The sequence below is a fragment of the Azonexus sp. genome (assembly GCF_041909095.1).
Lineage (GTDB): Bacteria > Pseudomonadota > Gammaproteobacteria > Burkholderiales > Rhodocyclaceae > Azonexus.
The window spans coordinates 1,267,248-1,287,104 of the sequence record NZ_JAYREB010000001.1; the positions used below are offsets into that span (position 1 = coordinate 1,267,248).

A 19,857-nucleotide genomic window follows, 5' to 3' on the forward strand; every position below is an offset into this window, starting at 1 on the left:
GTTGGAGATTTGGGGGAGAACAGCAAACGACCTCGGTCTTCATACTTTGTCGGGGCCGTAAGGCCCCGTTTTTTTGCGGTTTTTTACAAAAATCCCGCAAGGCATATGAGCTCGGGATTATCATATTCAGTCTCACTGCAGCGGCTACGCCGTACTTTTCGCCATGCGCATGTTGAACAACAGCAATCCGTTGAGGGTTCCCGGTCTGCTCGGCAAACTGGGGGTGATGACCTCGATCCGCGATACCGAGCTGCTTGAGCAAAGCCTGTTGCGCACGCTGGGACCGCTGCTCGGCGTCCTCGACACCTCGCTCTACCGGCTCGACGAAGCCCAGTTGCTGGTCAGGGTGATCCATTATCACCGCTCCAAGGTCGTCGAAGGCGATGGTGTCGCCCGCATGCTCGAACGGATCGAGGAAATCGTCCAGCTTTCCGACGTGGCGCCGGAAGTCATTGCCCTGACCGACAACGTGCGCCTGCTCGGCAAGCCCTGCTCGCGCCTGCTCGATGGCGAAATGCTGATTGCCTATCCGCTGCTCGGCGCCGGTGATGTCTGCGGCTATTTCGTCTTCCGCCGCGACCACGAGGTGTCGGCCAACGAGGACGCGACGATCCGTGGTGTCCTCGAAGTCTTCTCCAATTACTACGCTCTGCTCGACGTCAGCCAGCGCGACCGGCTCACCGGCCTGCTCAACCGCCAGGCGCTGGAGAACAATTTCGAGCGCATCTGGTCGGCGATGGCGCAGCCCGAGACCTTCCGCGAACGCGAGGACGGGCGCCGCCGCCAGGGGCACGGCAAGTTCTGGCTGGCGGTGATCGACATCGACCACTTCAAGCGGATCAATGATTCCTTCGGCCACATGGTTGGCGACGAAATCCTGCTCCTCGTCTCGCGCCTGATGCAGAACACCTTCCGTTCCTCCGACCTGCTTTACCGCTACGGCGGCGAGGAGTTCGTCGCCATCGTCTCGGCCGAGAACGAGGCGATTGCTCGCAACGTCTTCGAACGCGTGCGGCTGGCGATCGAGGCGCACAGTTTCCCGCGCATCGACCACCTGTCGGTCAGCATCGGTTACGCCGAGGTCGATCCGGAAATCCTGCCGGTGGAAGTTCTCAGCCGCGCCGACCGCAGCCTCTATCAGGCCAAGCAGGATGGGCGCAACCGCGTCTATGATTTCCAGGAACTGGTGGCGTCCGGGGTCTTCCCCAGCCCCAGCTACGGTGACGCCGAACTGTTCTAGGCCGCCTCACCCGCGGCCTGTATCGGCAGCCAGATGCGGAAGCGGCTGCCCTTGCCCGGCTCGCTCTGGACGTCGATGTGGCCGCGGTGCTTCTTGACGATGATGTCGTAGGAAATCGACAGCCCGAGGCCGGTGCCCTTGCCGACCGGCTTGGTCGTGAAGAAGGGTTCGAAGATGCGCTGGCGTACCGCGTCGCTCATGCCGCGCCCGGTGTCCTCGATCTCGAACCACACGCCTGCGTTCTCGATACCGGAACGGACGGTGATCCGGCCGTGTTCCGGAATCGCCTGCGCGGCATTGACCAGCAGGTTCATGAAGACCTGGTTGATCTGCGCCGGCACGCAATCCACCGCCGGGATGTCGCCCAGTTCGAGGACCACCTCGGCCTTGTATTTCAGTTCGTTGCGCACGACGTTGAGCGTGCTCTGCAGGGCGGCATTGAGGTCAGCCGACTGGTGCTCGGTCTGGTCGACACGCGAGAAATCCTTGAGGTCCTGGACGATGCGCGTCACCCGGTTGAGGCCCTCCTGCGATTCGGCGAGCAAGGCCGGCAGGTCCTCGCGCAGGAAATCGAGATCGGCGGCCCGCCTTGCCGTGGCCACGGCAGCGCCGTCACCGCCTTCGTAGGCGGCGATGACGGCAAGTAGCTGGCTAACGTAGTTCTTCAGCGAACTCAGGTTGGAATTGACGAAGCCGATCGGATTGTTGATCTCGTGGGCGACGCCGGCGGCGAGCTGGCCGATTGCCGCCATCTTTTCCGACTGCAGCAGCTGTTGCTGCGCTTCCTCGACCTTGCGCAGCAGTGCGGTCAGTTCCTGGTGTTCGGTTTCCAGCTTGTGGTTCGCTTCGGCCAGTTCGTGGGTGCGGGCACTGACCCGCTCCTCGAGGCTGGCGTTGCTTGCCGCCAGATTGCGGTTCTGTTCGCTGACCAGCGCGTAGAGCCGGCCCAGCGCTTCGAGCAGGATCGACGCGGTCGGGTCGCGTTGCTCGCGCTCCCGGGCGTAGGCTTCGGTGGCTGTGGCGCCGCTCCGGATATGTGCCAGCTGGCGGGCCATGACCTGGTCTTCGCCGAGGATATGCACGGTCAGCCAGGCGGCCAGGAAACCGTGCAGGGTTTCCGCCGGGTGCTGCATGGTGGCGCGCGAACGCCACATGGCCACCACCTGTTCGATGAACTGGTGGTGGTGGGTCGTGTGTTCCCGCAGGTGCCGTGGGTCGATGCCCTGGGCCTGCATCAGCTTTTCCTCGTCGGCGAAATGGTGGCGCGCGTACTCGGCCAGGCGGTGGAACAAGGCCTGCAGTTTTGCTTCGTCGACGCCGCCGGCGATCAGCGTATCGCCCAGTTCGTTGGTGGTTTCCACCAGTTGGCGGTGCTGGCTATCGACCAGATCGAGGCCGGTCTCAAAACGCTGGTCCCAGACAAAGGCTTCCATGATCAGTCTTCTCCTGCCTGCGGTCCGAGGACGCGCAGGATTTCTTCAAAGGTGGTGATGCCGGCGGCGACTCGTTCGGCGGCGTGGTGGGCGATGCTGCGCAGTCCCTGATGGCGGACCAGGCGGCGGATTTCCAGGATGCTGGCGCTGCTGCCGATGCGGTCGCGCAACTCGTCGTTGAGCGTCAGCACCTCGTAGATGCCGACCCGTCCCTTGTAACCGCTGCCGTGGCATTCGCTGCAACCCGCGCCGTGGCGGGTTTCGCGGATGTCGGCAAAGGCGCTGCCGAGACGGGCGCGCAGCAATGGATCGGCGGCGCCAGCGGTGCTGCATTTGGGGCAGACGCGGCGCACCAGGCGCTGGGCGATGATGCCTTCGAGGGCGGTGGCGATCACGTAGGGCTTGAGCCCGAGGTCGAACAGGCGGGCGATGGTGGCGATCGCTGAATTGGTGTGCAGCGTCGAGTAAACCAGGTGGCCGGTCAGCGCGGCGTGGAAGGCGACCTCGGCGGTCTCGAAATCGCGAATCTCGCCGAGCAGGATGACGTCCGGGTCCTGGCGCAGCAAGGCGCGCAACACCATCGGGAAGGTCAGGCCGATTTTCTCCCGGATCAGTACCTGGCCGGCCATGTCGAGGTAGTACTCGACCGGGTCCTCGATCGTCACGTAGTTCTTGCTGGGCGTTGCGTCGTGCTGCAGCAGCGAGTACAGCGTCGTCGTCTTGCCGCTGCCGGTGGGGCCGGTGGCCAGGATGATGCCTTGCGGCCGGGCCACCATGTCGGCGACGCGCGGCAGGTCGGCGGTGGAAAAGCCGAGGTGTTCCAGCGAGTGCACGGCGGCGTTGCGGTCGAGGATGCGCATCACCACCTTTTCGCCGTTGATCGTCGGCAGTGTCGAGATGCGCAGGTCAACCAGGCGTAGCGGCGTCTTCACCGTGATCCGCCCGTCCTGCGGCCGGCGGCGTTCGGAAATGTCGAGCTCGGCCATGATCTTCAGGCGCGACACCAGCGACTGGTGCAGCTGGTGCGGGATGCTGATCTTGTCGGCAAGGACGCCGTCGATGCGGTAGCGGACGACCACGCTCTTGGTGCGCGGCTGGATGTGGATGTCCGAACTGCCGAGGCGGATGGCTTCGAGGATGATCGCGTTGGCCAGCCGGATCGCCGGCGGGGCGGAGGTTTCCTGCAGCAGTTCCTCGAGGCTGGCCTGATCGTCGTCGTCGATGACGATTTCGATCCCCTCGTAGGGATCGCTGCTGCTGATCAGGGTTTCCAGTTCCCGGAAGTCGCTGGTGTCGGTGCCGTACAGTTCCTCGATCTTGCGTTTGATCGCCGTGATGTCGGCGGTGACGACGTCGATGTCGAGGCCGGCGGCGAAGCGCACCTCGTCGATCAGCCCTTCGTCGAGCGGATCGGCCATCGCCAGCAGCAGGCGGCGGCCCTGCAGCTTGAGCGGCACCACCAGCTGGCGGGCGCAGAAGCTGTGCGGGATCAGCTCGGTGAGCGCGCTGTCGACCTGGAACTCCGGCAGCTGGACCTCGTCGATCAGCATCTCGCGGCGCAGCAGCTCGCGGATGCGCCGCTCCGGCACCCAGTCTTTTTCCAGCAGCAGGACGATCAGCGCTTCCTTGCGTCTTTCCTGGAGCTGGCTGAGTTCCTGCAACTGGGCGGCGCTCAGCAACTGGTGCTTGTGCAGCATGATGCCGAGCCGGCTGCGGTGCGATGCCGCGAGTCGCGACAGGGCGGAGATTTCCTTCTGTTTCTTCTCGTTGTCGGCCTTCAGCAGCCGGTTGCGGCTGATCAGGTCGTGCTGTTCGAGGGCCAGCGCGACGGTGATGCGCAGGTCGTCGTCGTTCCACGGCTTGAGGATGAACTTGTAGACCGCGCCGTCGTTGATCGCCCCCATCACCGCGTCGGTGTTGGCGTGGCCGGTGAGCATGATGCGGATGGTGTCGGGCGACCTTTCCTTGACCTCGCGCAGGAAGCGTGCGCCGTCCATGCCGGGCATCAGGAAGTCGCTGATCACCAGGTGGAAGCTGCCTTCGGCGAGGCGCTGCAGGCCTTCCTCGCCGCTGCCGGCACTGACCACCTCGTAGTTTTCCTGGCGGAAAACGCGGCCCAGCGCGCGCAGGATGCCGGGCTCGTCGTCGACCAGCAGCAGCCGGTAGCGGGGCGGCGTCAGATGTGTCGCCGGGGCCTGGGCGACCGTCTGCTTGCCGGTGAACAGGCTGCTGTAGTCAGTCATCCGGGATCGGGAAACTGAGGGTGACGGTGGTGCCGGCGTCCGCCGCGCTGTCCAGCGCGATCGTGCCACTGTGGGCGACGATGATGCTGCGCGCGGTGGCCAGCCCGAGGCCGACCCCGTGGCCGACGCCACGTGTGGTGTAGAAGGGTTCGAAGGCGCGGGCCAGCTGTTCCGGGCGCATGCCGATGCCGTTATCGCGGATGCGCACGGTCAGCCGGCCAGCTTCGGCGGCGGAAGACAAGGTGATCTCGCCCGGCCGGCCGCTGTCGATGATGGCCTGGCGGGCGTTGACCAGAATGTTGTAGAAGGCCTGCTTGAGATGGCCGGGCAGGCAGACCAGAGGCGGCAAGGGCAGCAGGTCGAGGCGCAGGCTGATGCCGGCCGGCAACTGCGCTTCGATGACGGCGGCGGCTTCGCGCAGGCAGGTGTTGAGGTCGGCGTAGGCCTCGCTGCTGCGATCGACGTTGGAGAAGGCCTTGAGGTCGGCGACGATGCGGGCGATGCGCTCGAGTCCGGCGAGCGTTTCGCCGAGCAGTTCGTCACCGTCAGCGAGCAGGAAATCGAGGTCGAGCGTCCGCCAGGCGGCGCGGGCGTGGTCGAGGTCGTCGCGCAGGGCGGCGAACTTCTGCAGGTAGCCGCGGAAGCTACTCAGGTTGCTGCGCACGAAACCCAGCGGATTGTTGATTTCGTGTGCCATGCCGGCGGCCAGCTGGCCGATCGAGGCGAGCTTCTCCGCTTCGTAGAGCATCTGCTGGCGCTCTTCCAGCTGTGCCACCTGGGCCTTGACCCGGGCGTCGAGTTCGCCGGCGAGCTGGCGGTAGCGCGCTTCCGATTCGGCGAGGCGGGCGTGCTCGCGTTTCAGGCTGTCAAAATCCTCGGCCACTACCTCGAGATGCAGCGCCGACGCCATCCGGTAGCGGATGCGGGTGCGCAGCAGGTCGTGCAGCAGTTCGCCGGCCGCCGCCAGAGCATCGGCGCTGGCACTCGCGCTGTACAGGGTGGCGACGGGGTCGAGTTCGATCACGACCGACTGCCGGCGGGCGCCGGGGCTGGCCGCTCCCCAGACGATGCGGCCGCTGCCATCGGCCAGCGCCAGGTTGCCGCCGAGCACGCGGGCCAGGGCGCCGGCCAGTTCGGGCAGCTCGCGGCTGTCGATCAGCTCGCCAAGCTGCCAGTCGTGGTCGAAGCGGGCCTCGCTCACGGCCTTCCCATCAAGCCGGCGACGAAGGCGGCCTGACTCAGGCCATGTTCGCGGCTCAGGCCGCAGGCTTCGTCCTGCTGCCGGTAGAGGGCGCCGAGCAGGCTGGCGAAGGTTTCGCGCACGCCTTCGCCATGCAGCGCCGAGGCGAAGTGCAGCGGCCACGGTGCCTGCGCCCAGCGCTCGCGGATTTCCGCCTGCGGGATGGCGCCCGGCAGGTCGCACTTGTTGAACTGGACGACCAGCGGCAGGTGTTCGAGGTCGATGCCGACGCGCGCACAGTTCTCGCTCAGGCTGCGGAAGGCTTCGGCATTGTTGGTTTCCTGGTTGCGCTGAATGTCGGCGACGAAGACGACGCCGTCGGCGCGCGACAGCACCGCCTTGCGGGTGCCGTCGTGGGCGACCTGGCCGGGCACGGTGAACAGCCGGCAGCGGATCGACAGCCCGGACGGCGCGTGGAAGCCGAGCGGCAGGAGGTCGAAGAACAGGGTGCGGTCGTCCTGCGTCTCCATCGTCATCATCTCGCCCTTCAGCTCGGGCGCCAGCTGCTCGTGCAGGGACAGCAGGTTGGTCGTCTTGCCGCTCTGCGCCGGACCGTAGTAGACCAGCTTGAAGCTCAGGCGGTTACCGTCCTGGTCAGGCATTTCAGTCGGCCCCTGCTTCGTCGAGCAGCACCGAACCGTCCGGCCCCCAATTGACCTTGGTGATCCCCGGTTCCAGGCGTTCCAGGCGTTCCGCCTCGACCTGTTCCGGGGTCTTGTCGCCCATCTCGACGCGCACCAGGTCGGCGAGCTGGCGGTTCTCCAGCAGCAGCTCGCGGTGGGCCAGCGCCTGGCCGATTGCCGACATCAGGTCGTAATCGTTCCACGGCTTGCCGATGAAGCGCTCGATGCCGACTTCGTTGACCGCCCGCACCAGCGCGTTGAGGTCGGCGTAGCCGGAGAGGATCAGGCGCGCCGCATCGGGCTGCAGCGCCTTGGCGTGTTTGAGGAACTCGATGCCGTCCATTTCCGGCATCCGGTAATCGCTGATGAAGAGGTCGAATTCTTCCTGGCGGGCAAGTTCCAGGGCGTGTAGCGGCGAGGTCGCGGTGTGTACCTCGAGCGTGAAGTGGCGGTTGCCGTAGGTGCACGGGGCGACGCGCAGGACGCGCTGCAGCGCCTTGAGGATCGATGCTTCGTCGTCGACGATCAGGATGCGGCTCATTTTTCCTCCTGGCGGATATAAACGGTGAGATTCTGTTGCTCGACCTGTTCCAGCCGGATCAGCTGGCCGATGATGTCGTTGTTGAGCACGCTGCCGGCGGCGAGCAGCAGGTAGCCGTCGTGGTGCATCAGGTCGCGGCTGACCGTCATGCCGGGTTTCAGGTGCATGGTGCGCAGCGGGCTTTCCTGCGGGCCGCCCTTGACCGTTTCGGCGACCAGCCTGACCAGGGCATCGACCACTGCCGGGTCGTAGCGCTTGCCGCGGTTCTCGATCAGGAAGTCGAGCGCTTCCGCTGGCTTCAGCGGCCGTTGCACCAGAGTGCCGACCTGCAGCGCGTCGTAGTCGTTGGCGACGGCGAGGATGCGGGCGCCCTGCGGAATCGCCATGGCGGCGAGGTGGTCCGGGTAGCCGTTGCCGTCGTAGGACTCATGGTGGTGGCGGACGAGTATCGCTGCCTCCTTGAAGCGCTCGATGCCGAGCAGGATGTTCTGGCCGACCACCGGGTGCTTCATCACCTGGGCGCGGTGCTCGGCGCTCAGCACGTTGAACGGGCGACCGAGCAGTTCGTCGGGCAGGCCGAGTTTGCCGATGTCGTGCAGCAGACCGGCGAGCAGGATGTTCTGGACCTCGCTTTCCGCCAGCCCGAGCTGGCGGGCCAGGCTGCGCGCCAGCTCGGCGACGCGCCGGCCGTGGCCAGCCAGCTGCCTGCCGAGCGGGCCGCTGCGCAATTCGATCAGGCCGGCAAAGACCTGGACACTGGTCATGAAGGATTTCTTCAGCTCGCCGTGCGCCTGCTCGACGAAGGCCAGCGCCTGGCTGAGTTCGGCGGTGCGTTCGGCGACCTTGTGCTCGAGGCTGGCGTTGAGCGCCTTGAGGGCTTCGTTCTGGGCCTGGGTGAGTTCGGTCAGGCGGCGGTTTTCCTGTTCCAGGCGCTGGTGTTCGCAGGCCTCCCGGACGACGGCGAGCATTTCCTTGTCGTCCCAGGGCTTGGCGATATAGCGGTAGATTTCGCCCTCGTTGATCGCCGAGACGGTGGAAGTGATGTCGGCGTAGCCGGTGAGCAGGATGCGCTTGGTCTGCGGCCAGCGTTCGCGGACCTGCTTGAGGAAGGTGGCGCCGTCCATTTCCGGCATGCGCATGTCGGAAATCACCAGATTCACCGCTTCGCCTTCCAGGATGGCGAGGCCGGCGGCGCCGCTGTCGGCGGTCAGGATGCGGTAGCCCTGGGGGCGGAACAGGCGGCGCAGCGCCGACAGGATGCCCGGTTCGTCGTCGACCAGGAGCAGGGTGGGCGCCTGACTGGTTTCGTTCATGGCTGGTCCTCGGGGATGCCGGCGCCGTGCGGGCGGATCGGCAGGATGACGCGGAAGGTGCTGCCCCGACCGGGCTCGCTATCGGCGCTGATCTGACCCTGATGGCGCTGGATGATGCCATAGGCGAGCGAAAGACCGAGCCCGGTGCCTTTGCCGACCGGCTTGGTGGTGAAGAAGGGCTCAAAGATGCGGTTGAGGTTTTCCGCTGCTATGCCGCAGCCGGTGTCGCTGATCTCGACGCAGACCCGCGCTTCGTCGAGTTGCCGGGTGCGGATCGTGATCCTGCCCTTTTCAGCAATCGCATGGCCGGCATTGACCAGCAGGTTCATGAACACCTGGTTCAGTTGCGAAATCAGGCAATAGACCGGCGGCAACTCGCCGTAGTCCTTTATCACCTCGCACTTGTATTTCAGTTCGTTCCAGACGATGTTCAGCGTCGAGTCGAGTCCTTCATGCAGGTCGGCCTCCTGCCATTCCTGCTCGCCGACGCGGGAGAAGGTGCGCAGATCCTGGACGATCTTGCGCACGCGGGCGAGGCCGTCCTTCGATTCTGCCAGCAGCTTGAAGATGTCGTCGCGCACGAAATCGAAATCGCGTTCCTCGCGCAGTAACTGGATTTCCTTGTGGTGCGGGCAGTCGTCGCCGCTATGCTCGGCGTAGGCGTCGATGATTGCCATCAGGTCGCGGATGTAGCCGTCGAGGGTGCCGAGGTTGGAGTGCACGAAGCCGATCGGGTTGTTCAGCTCGTGGGCGACGCCGGCCGCCAGCTGGCCGATCGAAGCCATTTTTTCGGATTGCAGCAACTGGTTGTTGGCTTCCTCCAGGCGCTTGTTGAGGACCCGCTGTTGCGCCAGGGCGTCGGCGATCAACAGCTGCTGCTGCTTGCGTTCGCTGATATCGGTGATCACGCCGTCATAATACGTCGGCTGGCCCAGCGCGTCACGGCTGACCATGGTTCGGTCGATCACCCAGATCACCTTGCCCTCGGCGGTGATCAGCCGGTATTCCTGTTCGTAGGCGTTGAGCCCGGCCGCCGTGTGGCGGGCGACCTCGTCGCAGATGCGGGCGAGGTCGTCGGGGTGGACGATGTCGGCGAAGGGCGTTTTGCCGGACTGCAGCTGCTCCTGGCTGTAGCCCCACTGGCGGACGTTTTCGGAAACGAAGACGACCGGCCAGCCAGCCGTTGCCGCCCAGCGGAAGCAGACCACCGGGCTCGCATTGACCACCTGCATGGCCAGGCGCAGGGCCTTGTCGGCGCGCTGGCGGCGGACGATGCGCCAGGTTTCGTTGGCGATCAGTTGCACCGTCTCGCTGTCATAGTTTTCATAAGCCGCGTCCTTGTTGCCGACGCCGGCCAGCATGCGGACGACGCCATCCTCGATGACCGGCACGCTGAGCAGACGGATCAGGTGCGAGTGGCCTTCCGGCAGGCCGCGCTTGTTCTCGGCGGCGGCGTAGTCGTTGACCATCACCGCCTGCCCGGTGCGCGCGGCATCGGCCCAGATGCCGGCCTGGCTGATCGGGTAGTGCTGATCGACGACGGCGGTACAGTAGTGTTCGGTCGTGTTGCGGGTCCAGACCGCCAGTTCGATCGCTTCGCCATCGTCGTTGACGAAGTGCATGAAACCGATCCGGCTGCCGGTCAGTGCCTCGGCGCGTTCCAGCGCATAGCGCATGAATTCCTGCTCGTCGAGGAGTTCGGCCTGGCGCGGTAGTTCGATCAGGACCAGGGAACGGTTCACCTGGTTGGCGAACTGTGTTTCCGCGACCTGGCGCTGGGTGATGTCCTCGATCACCATGGACAGCGAATCGAGTTCGCCATCGTCGCCACGGATCGCCTGTACCGCCAGATTGACGAAGACGGTGCTGGCGTCCCGGCGCAGGCAGCGAGCTTCGAGCGTGCAGCTGTCGCGTTCGCCGTGGCGGATGGCGTCGAGCAGGCGCTGGGTGACCGGACGGTCTTCCGGATGGAGGCAGTCGAGCCAGGCGATTCCCGCCAGTTCGGCGGCGTTGCGGTCGAGGATCTGGCAAAGCGCTGCGTTGACCGTCGTCCAGCGCAGGTCGGCGCTGGAGTTGGCCATGCCGACCGTGGCGTTGTCAAAGATCGCCCGGCAGCGCCGCTGTCCAGACTGCAGCCTGCTCAGCCGGCGGCGCTGGCGGAGCAGCAGGCCGCCACAGAGGGCGACGAGCGCCCAGGCCAGGAGGGTCAATGCGTTCATGGCGGAGGCCCGGCGCTGAAGTGCTGCCTTCTTTCCTTGACCAGCCGGAAGGCTTCGCGGATTTCCTCGCGCAGCGCGTCGTCGTCCCAGGGTTTGGTCAGGAACTTGTAGATGGCGCCCTGGTTGATCGCGCTGGTCACGCTGTCGAGGTCGGTGTAGCCGCTGAGGACGATGCGCACGGTGTCCGGGTAGAGCTGGCGGACGCGGGAAAGGAATTCGCTGCCCGACATTTCCGGCATGCGCTGGTCGGAAAGGACGACCTGTACCGGATGCTTGGCCAGATGCTCGAAGGCGGCGGAAGGGGTGTCCGCGGTCAGGATGTGGAAGCCTTCGCGGCGCAGCAGGCGCGACAGGGCGTTCAGGATGTTCGGTTCGTCATCGACGATGAGCAGCGTGTTTTCGCCAACTGACGGCAGGTCGGCGATGGGCAGCGTCTGGCGACCGGTCAGCAGTTGCTCGAATTCGCCGACCGGCAGCGCCGGTGCGAACAGGTAGCCCTGGATTGCGTCGCACCGGCGGCCGCGCAGGAAGCGGGCCTGGGCCTCGGTTTCGACCCCTTCGGCGAGAATTGCCAGGTTCAGGCTGCGCGCCATGACGATGGCGGCAGTGGCGATCGCCGCATTGACCGGGTTTTCGATGATGTCGCTGACGAAGCTCTGGTCCAGCTTGATCTTGTCGAAGGGAAAGCGGGAGATGTAGGACAGCGACGAGTAGCCGGTGCCGAAATCGTCGAGCGACAGCTTGATGCCGAGCTTTTTCAGGTCGTGGCACATGGCGATTGCCTGCTCGACGTCGTCGATGAAGGCGCTCTCGGTGATTTCCAGTTCCAGCGCGGCAGCCGGCAGGCCGCTGTCGGCGAGGGCGTGGCTGACCACCTGGGTCAGGTTGGCCTGGCGGAACTGGCGAGCCGACAGGTTGACAGCGAGTCGCAGCGGCGCGCCGATGCCCAGGTTGAGCCAGCGTCTGGCCTGGCGACAGGCGGTTTTCAGCACCCATTCGCCGATCGTCACGATCAGCCCGTTGTCTTCGGCCAGTGGAATGAATTCGGCTGGCGAGACCGTGCCGAACTGCGGGCTGTGCCAGCGCAGCAAGGCTTCCATGCCGATCAGCCGACCGCTGTCGAGACTGACCTGGGGCTGGTAGTAAACCGCCAGCTCGTGATTGTCGAGGGCGGTGCGCAGCGCACTTTCGAGCGCCAGGCGGCGGGCGGCATCGGCGTCCATTTCCGGCGAATAGAAGCGGAAGATGTTGCTGCCGGCATGCTTGGCACGCGACAGCGCGACGTCGGCGGTTTTCAGCAGTTCGTCGGCGCTGCTGCCGTCGCGCGGACTGAGGCTGATGCCGATGCAGGCGTTCAGCGAGACCTGCTGGCCGTTGATCGAGAAGGGCTGGCTGAGGGCATCGAGCAGGCGCTGGGCGAGGGCGATGACGTCGCGTTCGTGCTCGAGGTTGACCATGACGAAACCGAATTCGGCGCCGGAGCGGCGGCCGACGGTGTCGCCATCGCGCACCAGGGTCTTCAGGCGCAGGGCGACCCCTTGCAGCAGCGCGTCGCCGAACATGGCGCCGAAGCTCTCGTTGATCACCCGGAAGCGGTCGAGGTCGAGCAACAGGATCGCCGTCTGGCGGGCCATGCGGGTCGCGTTGTGCAGCGCCTGGGCGAGGCGGTCGTTGAGCAGTGCGCGGTTCGGCAGGTCGGTCAGCGGGTCGAAACTGGACAGGTATTCAATGCGCTCGGCCGCCTGCAGGCGTTCGGAAATGTCGCTGATCAGGCCGACGTAATGGGTGTGCTGGCCTTGCGCATCGCGGATGGCGGAAACACTGAGCCAGGCCGAATAGAGTTCGCCGTTCTTGCGCCGGTTGGTGACTTCGCCCTGCCAGCGGCCATGCTGATTCAGCTGTTGCCAGAGGCCCTCGTAAAACGCCGGGGCATGCTTGCCGGAACGCAGGATGGCGGTCGTCTGACCGAGCGCTTCCGCGCTGCTGTAACCGGTGATCTGGCAGAAGGCGTCGTTGACGCTGAGGATGCGGCCAGCCGGGTCGGTGATGCAGATGCCGTCGCTGATGCCGGTGAAGACGACCGAGGCGAGCTGGCGTTCGGTTTCGATTTCCTTGCGCCGGGTAATGTCGGCGATGGTCCCGGCGCTGACCAGCGGTTCGCCGGCGGCATCGCGGTAGAGGGCCTGGCCGCGGCCTTCGACCCAGAGCCAGTGGCCGTCGGCGTGACGCAGCCGGAATTCGCGGACCTGCGCGGCGCCACCCGGTGGCGGCGGATTGCGGATGGCGGCCAGGACCAGCTTGCTGTCGTCTGGATGGATCAGCGGTAGCGTCGCGGCCATCGTTCCCGGTGCCCGGTCGACGCCGAGCATGCGGCAGAGGTCGGGGTTCCAGTCGAGGCGGTCGTCGTCGTGATGGTATTCCCAGATGCCGAGACCGGAGGCGGACAGCGTCAGCTGCAGGCGGGCGGCGAGGTCCTGGTTTTCCTGCAGGCGGCGCTGCACCTCGATTTCCAGGTCGGCATTGTGGCGGGCCAGGCGGTCGCGCGTCCATTTCAGTTCGAGATGGTTCTTGACCCGGGCACGCAGCGTCGATGCCGTCAGTGGCTTGGTGATGTAATCGACGGCGCCTTCAAGCAGGCCGCTCTGCTCGTCGGTGGGCGAGTTGAGGGCGGTGACGAAGATCACGGGGATCTGGCTGGTGGCGGGATCGGCACGCAGGCGGGCGAGCACGGCATGGCCGTCCATGCCGGGCATCATGACGTCGAGCAGGATGAGGTCGGGCTGCGGCGTGACCACGGCGGCACGCAGCGCGGCTTCGCCGCTTTCGGCGCAGCGGACGTCGACCCCGGTGCCTTCGAGCATGGCCTTGATGACGGCCAGGTTCGCCTTCATGTCATCGACGGCAAGCACCACAGGGGGCGTCTTGGCGTCGGAGGCAGTAGCGTCAGCCATCGTGGTTCCTCACATATTTGCTATTGTTGGTATTTTGGCGCGCACCCGCCGTTCAGGCAAGCGTCAAGCGTTAAAATACCGCAACTCCATTTCTCTGGGCGCATTGTCCAGGCGCCGGCGGTGTTTTCGCCGCATTTTTTTCGTAGGGAATCCGATGCTCAAGAAACTCGACTCCTTTGCCGGCGTGGCCGGTCCGCTCGTCGTCGTCGTCATGGACGGCTACGGTCTGCCGGAAAATGCTGTCGGCAGCGCCATCGCCGAGGCGCGCAAGCCGAATCTCGACCGCCTGTTCGCCAGCAGTCCGCACATCCGCTTGCGGGCGCACGGCACCGCGGTCGGCATGCCGTCCGACGACGACATGGGCAATTCGGAAGTCGGCCACAACGCGATCGGCGCCGGCCAGGTCTATGCGCAGGGGGCGGCGCTGGTCGCCAACGCGATCGCCGAAGGCACCATCTGGGCCGGTCAGGCCTGGCAGGAAATTGTCGGTGCGGCGCAGGACGGCGTTCTCCATTTCATCGGCCTTTTTTCCGACGGCAACGTGCATAGCCATATCGACCACCTGCGGGCGATGGTCGAGCGGGCCAAGGCGGAAGGGGTGAAGACGGTACGCATCCACGCCTTGCTCGACGGCCGCGACGTGCCGGAAACCAGCGCCCTCGACTACGTCCTGCCGTTCGAGGCTTTCCTCGCCGACATCAGCGATGCCGGCTTCGACGCCCGCATCGCTTCCGGCGGTGGCCGCCAGAACATCACGATGGACCGCTACGACGCCAACTGGCCGATGGTCGAACGCGGCTGGCGCACCCACGTGCTTGGTGAAGGGCCGCAGTTCGCCAGCGCCAGCGCGGCGGTCGAAGCCTTGCGCGTGCAGTATCCCGGCACCATCGACCAGGACCTGCCGCCCTTCGTCATCGCCGCCGACGGCAAGCCGCTCGGCAGCATCGAGGACGGCGACGCCGTCGTCTTCTTCAACTTCCGCGGCGACCGCGCGCTGGAAATCACCCGCGCCTTCGTCGAGGCCGATTTCGACAAGTTCGACCGCGTCCGTTACCCGCGCGTCACCTACGCCGGCATGCTCCAGTACGACGGCGACCTGCACCTGCCCGAGCGCTTCCTGGTGCCGCCGCCGGCGATCCGCGACACTTCCGGCGAATGGTTCAGCAAGGCCGGGATCACCCAGTTCGCCTGTTCCGAGACGCAGAAGTTCGGCCACGTCACCTATTTCTGGAACGGTAACCGCTCCGGCAAGTTCGACGGCGAAACCTATCTCGAAGTGCCGAGCGACGTCGTTCCCTTCGAGCAGCGGCCGTGGATGAAGGCGGCGGAAATCGCCGACGCCATGGTGGCGGCGATCGCTTCCGGCCAGTACAAGGTCCTGCGCTGTAACTTCGCCAACGGCGACATGGTCGGTCACACCGGCAACTTCCGCGCCGCGACGATGGCCGTCGAAGCCGTCGACCTGGCGCTCGGCCGCGTGCTGAAAGCGGTCGAAGCGGCCGGCGGCGTGGCGCTGATCACCGCCGACCACGGCAACGCCGACGAGATGTTCGAACTCGACAAGAAGAGCAAGCAGCCGGCGCGCAACGCCGACGGTTCGTTCAAGGCAAAGACCGCGCACACCCTGAACCCGGTGCCGCTGATCCTCTTCAACGCCAGCGGCGATGCCCGCCTCGGCCTGCGCCAGACGGCGGACGCCGGCCTTTCCAACATCGCGGCGACGGTTGCCAACCTGCTCGGTTTCGACAAGCACCCGGCCTGGGACGAGAGCCTGCTGACGCTGGGCGAGTGACGCCGTTCAGCGCGCCGGCGCGAAGTCGGCGCGCGGCAGGCTGAGGACGAAGGCGACGCCGTCGGCGCTGTTGCGCGCGACGATGGTGCCGCCCATCTTGGCCATGTAGGTGCGGGCGACGAACAGTCCCTGGCCGCGGTTGCCGGCGGCGCCGGCGTCGGCCTGGTCGGAGACGCCGTACTCGAAGATGCGTTCCAGCATCTCTTCGGCAATGCCCGGCCCGCGGTTGGCGACGCTGACGCTGGCCTGGTGTTCGTCGGCGCTGAGCGTCAGGGTGATCGGCGAACCCGGCGCGCGGTAGCGTTCGGCGTTGCGCAGCAGGTGGGCGAGGACGTCTTCCAGCGCGAACTCGTCGGCGCGCACGAAGACCGGCGCGTCGACGCCGGTGCAGCTCAGGTCGGCGATGCCGGCATTTTCGGCGACGTGCCGCAGGAAGGCGGCGAGGTCGAGGCTGGCGATTTCCAGCTGGCTGTCGGCGAAGGCTTCGCTCGGGCTGGCGCTGCCGTAGAGCACGCGCACCGCCTGCTGCATGCGGCTGATGTAGCGGTGGCTGGGGTCGGCCGGGTCGCCGTGCAGCGCCAGCAGGCTCTGCAGCGGCGACATGATCTCGTGGCCGACGGCGTGCCACATGTCCTTTTCCTGCGCGGCGCGGATGCGCTCGCGCCCGGCGTCCTCGCGCACCCGGCGCAGCAGGTCGTCGAGGCCGCTGGCGAGCAGGCCGAGTTCGTCGCGGCCGCGCAGGTCGGCCAGTTCGTAGCGCTCCAGCCTGCCGTCGGCCTGCACCGAGCGCGACAGGCCGCGGGTGCGCCGGGTCAGGCGGGCGATGCGGCGGATCAGCCCGGCTTCGATGACCAGCCAGGCGACCGCGATGGCGCCGAGCATGGCGCTGAAGAACCAGGACAGCCGGGTGGCGACCGCCGACAGCCGTTGGTCCACGCTGCGCGCGTCGCCGACCAGGCGCAGCCGGTAACTGCCCAGCCCGGTGACGATCTCGTCCTCCAGTTCGACCACCGGCGTCTCCAGCGTGTCGACCGGCAGGTGGCGGATCAGCCGGGTCAGTAGCGGCGACGACATCTCGCCGGCCTCGTCGCGGCCGGCCAGGCGCGCCACCGGGATTTCGCGCTCGTCTTGCAGGCGGGCCAGGGTCAGGGTTTCGCCCGGCTGCAGCAGGCGCGCCAGGGCGTCGAGCGCGAACGGTGGCGGTTCGACGCCCGGCCGGTCGCTGGCGAAGCGCGGCGGGCCGTCACCGGGCGGCAGCACTTCGACCTGCACCCGGTACTGATCGAGGTCGGCCGGCGGCCAGGCCGGTTTCCCCGGTTGCAGGATCGCCGCGCGCAGGCTTTCGATCGGCAGGCGCAGCGAGAAGAAGGATTTGCGCCGACAGTTTTCGGGATCGTCGGTGGCTGCCTCCAGACAGCGGCCGCGCTGCCAGACCCAGCCGCGGAACTCGCGTTGCGGGCGGGCGCCGGTGTAATCGCGGCCGGGTCGTTCGAGATAGCCGGTGAAGCGGCCGCGCAGGCCTTCGCCGACGCTCGTCGGCGCGCCGTTGAGGGTTTCGAAGGGGGCGATCCAGCGCCAGGTCTGTTCGCCGAGACGGACCGTGACGCGCAGCCGGTGCGCGCCGTCGAGGAATTCGTCGCCGATGCGGTGGGCGAGCAGCGGCTCGCTGGCGAAGGTGCCGGCAACATAGATGAAACCGCCGGCCCAGGGATTGTTGCCGATGGCGACGCAGAGGCTGCCGTGATCGGGGTACTGGATCAGGCAGTTGGCCATTTCGATGGCGTTCCTGACCTTGTTCTGGTCGTCGAAATCGATGCCCGAGAAAGGCAGCACCAGCGGCCGCCCGGCCGCCGCCGAAGCGGCGTCCCAGCGCGGGTTGAGCAGCGCCAGCTGGCCGGCCGGGTGATGCAGGCGGGCGACGATCTGTTCCTTGGTCTTCTCCAGGCCGGCCTGGTAGTTGTTGAAGCTGCGCTGCTTTTCCTCCTGCAGCACGCTGACTGTCATCAGCACCACGACCAGCGCCAGGAACAGGAAGGAGGTGCGCAGCAGGATGCGCAGGCGGAACGAGGCGAGCCAGCCGAGAAAGGCGCGCATCGCCGTCAGCGCCCGGCCTCGGTCCAGCGGAAGCCGCGCATCGGCACGTTCTCGATGCGGTCGAAATCGGTGTCGAGTTCGCGGAAGGCTTCGCGGATGGTGCTGATGTGCTTTCGGATGTTGTCGCGGTTGCGGCCGCTTTTGACCACCGCGAACAGTTCGTCGTAGGACACCACTTCGCCGCGCCGCTGGTAGAGCGTGGCCAGGATGCGCTGCGCGGTGAGCGGCAGGTTGACGCGCTGGCCGCGCCACAGCGGCGTGCTCTGGCGCAACGGGTCGAGCGCCAGTTCGTTGGCGGCCGGCGCCGCCGGTGCCTGGCGGTCGCGTCCGGCGCGCAGGATTTCGAGGAAGGTCTCGATGAAGTCGGCCTCCTCGAAGCTGGTCTTCTGCAGGTAGTCCCAGGCGTCGAGTGCTTTCATGATGCTGCGGTAGATCGCCGCCGGCATTGCCGAGACGACCAGTACCGGCGTGCCGCGCCCGGTCTTGTTGATGGCGTTGATGACGGCGACGCCGGCGTGGCGTTCGCGCCCGAGCTCGATGTCGAGCGTGACCAGCGCGTAGTCCTCGCGGGCGATCGCGGCTTCCGCGTCGTCGCGGTTGAACCACTGGTCGACCTGAAGGTCGGGGCGGGCGGCGAGGATCCAGTCCTTCAACTGTTTGCTGGTGGGAATGTCGTCTTCGATGACGGCGACCTTGATCATGTCCGGCTCCTTGGCAGAGGTGCGAAGTATCCGCGTTTTTCCCCGTCCTTGCATGCCGCCGGCGTGAGCTTTCGTTCACGCGCCGGCGGCGCTGTTTCCCGTGCCTGACTGAAGTCGCCCGGCGTCGGCATGGCTTCCTCACCGGCGGGCGCGGCACGATGCACGACATGCCGGACGACATGAAAAACCCGCCCGGCCAACGCCGATTCCGGGCCCGCGGCCCATCATTCAAGGAGAAAGATCATGAAGGAAAGACTGTCCAGACTGGCCGAAGGGATGTACGACGCGCTGGCCTTTGCCGGCAAACGCAGCGCCGCTGCCGGCGCTGGCCTGGGGCGCCAGGTGTTGCGCGCCCGTTTCGGCATCATCGCCTTGTCGGTCGCCGCCATCGGCGCCTACGCGCTCTACCAGCGGCCGCCGATGCAGTCGGTGGCGCGCGGCGAGGCGGCGGTACGGATCAACCAGCTCACCGGCAACGCCAGCGAGATGCGCGAAGGTGCCGTGCTGGTCATCCCCGGCCTGCACGAACTGCGTCGCTTCCCGCTGCGCGACCAGATCTACCGGGCGCAAGGCGGCGATGCCTTCCAGACCGTCGAAGGGCTGTCGATCGGCGTCGACATCACCGTCCGCTACGCGCTCGAACCGGCCAGTCTGGCCAGCTTCGCCCGCAACCTGCCCGACGACATCGGCGGCCAGGTGGTCGAGCCGGCGGCGCAGGGCGTCATGTACAAGACGCTGGCGCGCTACACGGTGCGCGAGATCTTCTCAACCAAGCGCCAGGAAATCCGCGACAGCATGGAGGGCGAACTGCGCGCGGCGCTCGCCCGCGACGGCATCAAGCTGCAGTCGGTGCTGATCGGCAAGGTGGAGCTGCCGGAAGAATACCGCGCCGGCATGGATCGCCTGCTGGCCGAGGAACTGGCCAGCGAGAAGATGCTGTACACGCTGCAGCTCAAGGAAAAGCAGGTCAAGGAAAGCGACCTCGACGCCGAAGCCGACAAGGTGCGGCGCGAGAAGGCGGCGGAGGCCGCCGGCCAGGAGCAGATCATCGCCGCCAAGGCGCAGGCCGAGGCGATGAAGCACATCCTGCCGTTCAAGCAGAAGCAGATCGAACAGCGCGGGCTGGAAGCCGAGGCCGACAAGATCAGCCGCATCAAGGCCGCCGAGGCGGCAGCACAGGCGCGCCAGATCGAAGCCCAGGGCGAAGCCGAGTCGCGCCGCAAGCTGGCCGACGCCGAGGCCTACCGCCAGGAAAAGCTGGGCAAGATCGCCAGCGAACAACTCGAACGCGACGGCGCGCTGATCCAGAAGAACCCGTTGCTGATCCAGAAGGCGATGGCCGACAAGCTGTCCGACAAGGTCTCGGTGATCATCGCGCCGCCGCCCGCCGCCGGTGGCTTCATCGGCAGCGCCCTGCTTGGCCAGAGCGCCGCCCAGCCGGTCGCCACCGCCAACGAAGGAGAATGA

Annotated in this window: 13 protein-coding genes; 3 read left to right on the forward strand and 10 right to left on the reverse strand. The window is 66.5% G+C overall.

All coding sequences use genetic code 11. The features are described 5' to 3' along the window. Window positions 1-169 precede the first annotated feature (169 nt). Complete coding sequence (locus ACE3OV_RS06060; protein ID WP_374326020.1) at window positions 170-1,240, forward strand: GGDEF domain-containing protein; 1,071 nt, start codon at window positions 170-172, stop codon at window positions 1,238-1,240. Here ACE3OV_RS06060 and ACE3OV_RS06065 read toward each other — a convergent pair. From ACE3OV_RS06065 to ACE3OV_RS06100, 8 genes are read right to left on the reverse strand one after another with little or no spacing between them, the layout of a single operon-like run. Further along, a complete protein-coding gene (locus ACE3OV_RS06065; protein ID WP_374326022.1) occupies window positions 1,237-2,673 on the reverse strand; it encodes a bacteriohemerythrin in 1,437 nt (478 codons plus the stop codon). The two genes, ACE3OV_RS06060 and ACE3OV_RS06065, sit on opposite strands and share 4 nt — an antisense overlap. 2 nt (window positions 2,674-2,675) lie before the next feature. Further along, complete coding sequence (locus ACE3OV_RS06070; protein WP_374326024.1) at window positions 2,676-4,916, reverse strand: ATPase, T2SS/T4P/T4SS family; 2,241 nt, start codon at window positions 4,914-4,916, stop codon at window positions 2,676-2,678. Continuing rightward, the gene (locus ACE3OV_RS06075) at window positions 4,909-6,117 is read right to left on the reverse strand and encodes a sensor histidine kinase (protein WP_374326026.1); all 1,209 of its coding nucleotides are present in this window, start codon (window positions 6,115-6,117) and stop codon (window positions 4,909-4,911) included. The genes ACE3OV_RS06070 and ACE3OV_RS06075 overlap by 8 nt, the downstream gene beginning before the upstream one ends. After that, entirely contained in the window at window positions 6,114-6,758 is a 645-nt protein-coding gene (locus ACE3OV_RS06080) for an ATP/GTP-binding protein (RefSeq protein ID WP_374326028.1), read from the reverse strand. Before ACE3OV_RS06080 ends, ACE3OV_RS06075 begins: the two co-directional genes overlap by 4 nt. Before the next feature lies 1 nt (window position 6,759). Then, on the reverse strand, window positions 6,760-7,320 hold the full coding sequence (locus tag ACE3OV_RS06085) for a response regulator (RefSeq protein WP_374326030.1): 561 nt from the start codon (window positions 7,318-7,320) through the stop codon (window positions 6,760-6,762). After that, window positions 7,317-8,633 carry an HD domain-containing phosphohydrolase gene (locus tag ACE3OV_RS06090; protein WP_374326032.1) on the reverse strand — a complete coding sequence of 439 codons (1,317 nt, stop codon included), beginning with the start codon at window positions 8,631-8,633 and terminating at the stop codon, window positions 7,317-7,319. Before ACE3OV_RS06090 ends, ACE3OV_RS06085 begins: the two co-directional genes overlap by 4 nt. Then, window positions 8,630-10,852: a PAS domain-containing protein gene (locus ACE3OV_RS06095; protein ID WP_374326034.1), complete on the reverse strand. Its 2,223-nt coding sequence runs from the start codon at window positions 10,850-10,852 to the stop codon at window positions 8,630-8,632. The genes ACE3OV_RS06090 and ACE3OV_RS06095 overlap by 4 nt, the downstream gene beginning before the upstream one ends. Continuing rightward, complete coding sequence (locus ACE3OV_RS06100; protein WP_374326035.1) at window positions 10,849-13,803, reverse strand: EAL domain-containing protein; 2,955 nt, start codon at window positions 13,801-13,803, stop codon at window positions 10,849-10,851. Before ACE3OV_RS06100 ends, ACE3OV_RS06095 begins: the two co-directional genes overlap by 4 nt. Before the next feature lie 154 nt (window positions 13,804-13,957). Here ACE3OV_RS06100 and gpmI point away from each other — a divergent pair, with 154 nt between their 5' ends. Further along, window positions 13,958-15,595: a 2,3-bisphosphoglycerate-independent phosphoglycerate mutase gene (gene gpmI, locus ACE3OV_RS06105; protein WP_374326037.1), complete on the forward strand. Its 1,638-nt coding sequence runs from the start codon at window positions 13,958-13,960 to the stop codon at window positions 15,593-15,595. Window positions 15,596-15,601: 6 nt separating this feature from the next. On the opposite strand, the gene ACE3OV_RS06110 is transcribed toward gpmI, so the two are convergent. After that, window positions 15,602-17,689, reverse strand: a complete 2,088-nt coding sequence (locus ACE3OV_RS06110) for a sensor histidine kinase (protein WP_374326039.1) — start codon at window positions 17,687-17,689, stop codon at window positions 15,602-15,604. A 5-nt stretch (window positions 17,690-17,694) separates the two neighbouring features. Continuing rightward, entirely contained in the window at window positions 17,695-18,390 is a 696-nt protein-coding gene (locus tag ACE3OV_RS06115) for a response regulator transcription factor (RefSeq protein ID WP_374326041.1), read from the reverse strand. A 243-nt stretch (window positions 18,391-18,633) separates the two neighbouring features. Between ACE3OV_RS06115 and ACE3OV_RS06120 the strand changes: the two genes are divergently transcribed. Next, entirely contained in the window at window positions 18,634-19,857 is a 1,224-nt protein-coding gene (locus ACE3OV_RS06120) for an SPFH domain-containing protein (RefSeq protein WP_374326043.1), read from the forward strand.

Coding starts and splice junctions, on each gene's coding strand:
- ACE3OV_RS06110 (WP_374326039.1), bottom strand. CDS start 17,689: ATGCGCGCCTTTCTCGGCTGGCTCGCCTCGTTCCGCCTGCGCATCCTG.
- ACE3OV_RS06065 (WP_374326022.1), bottom strand. CDS start 2,673: ATGGAAGCCTTTGTCTGGGACCAGCGTTTTGAGACCGGCCTCGATCTG.
- ACE3OV_RS06090 (WP_374326032.1), bottom strand. CDS start 8,633: ATGAACGAAACCAGTCAGGCGCCCACCCTGCTCCTGGTCGACGACGAA.
- ACE3OV_RS06095 (WP_374326034.1), bottom strand. CDS start 10,852: ATGAACGCATTGACCCTCCTGGCCTGGGCGCTCGTCGCCCTCTGTGGC.
- gpmI (WP_374326037.1), top strand. CDS start 13,958: ATGCTCAAGAAACTCGACTCCTTTGCCGGCGTGGCCGGTCCGCTCGTC.
- ACE3OV_RS06120 (WP_374326043.1), top strand. CDS start 18,634: ATGAAGGAAAGACTGTCCAGACTGGCCGAAGGGATGTACGACGCGCTG.
- ACE3OV_RS06100 (WP_374326035.1), bottom strand. CDS start 13,803: ATGGCTGACGCTACTGCCTCCGACGCCAAGACGCCCCCTGTGGTGCTT.
- ACE3OV_RS06070 (WP_374326024.1), bottom strand. CDS start 4,916: ATGACTGACTACAGCAGCCTGTTCACCGGCAAGCAGACGGTCGCCCAG.
- ACE3OV_RS06060 (WP_374326020.1), top strand. CDS start 170: ATGTTGAACAACAGCAATCCGTTGAGGGTTCCCGGTCTGCTCGGCAAA.
- ACE3OV_RS06115 (WP_374326041.1), bottom strand. CDS start 18,390: ATGATCAAGGTCGCCGTCATCGAAGACGACATTCCCACCAGCAAACAG.
- ACE3OV_RS06085 (WP_374326030.1), bottom strand. CDS start 7,320: ATGAGCCGCATCCTGATCGTCGACGACGAAGCATCGATCCTCAAGGCG.
- ACE3OV_RS06080 (WP_374326028.1), bottom strand. CDS start 6,758: ATGCCTGACCAGGACGGTAACCGCCTGAGCTTCAAGCTGGTCTACTAC.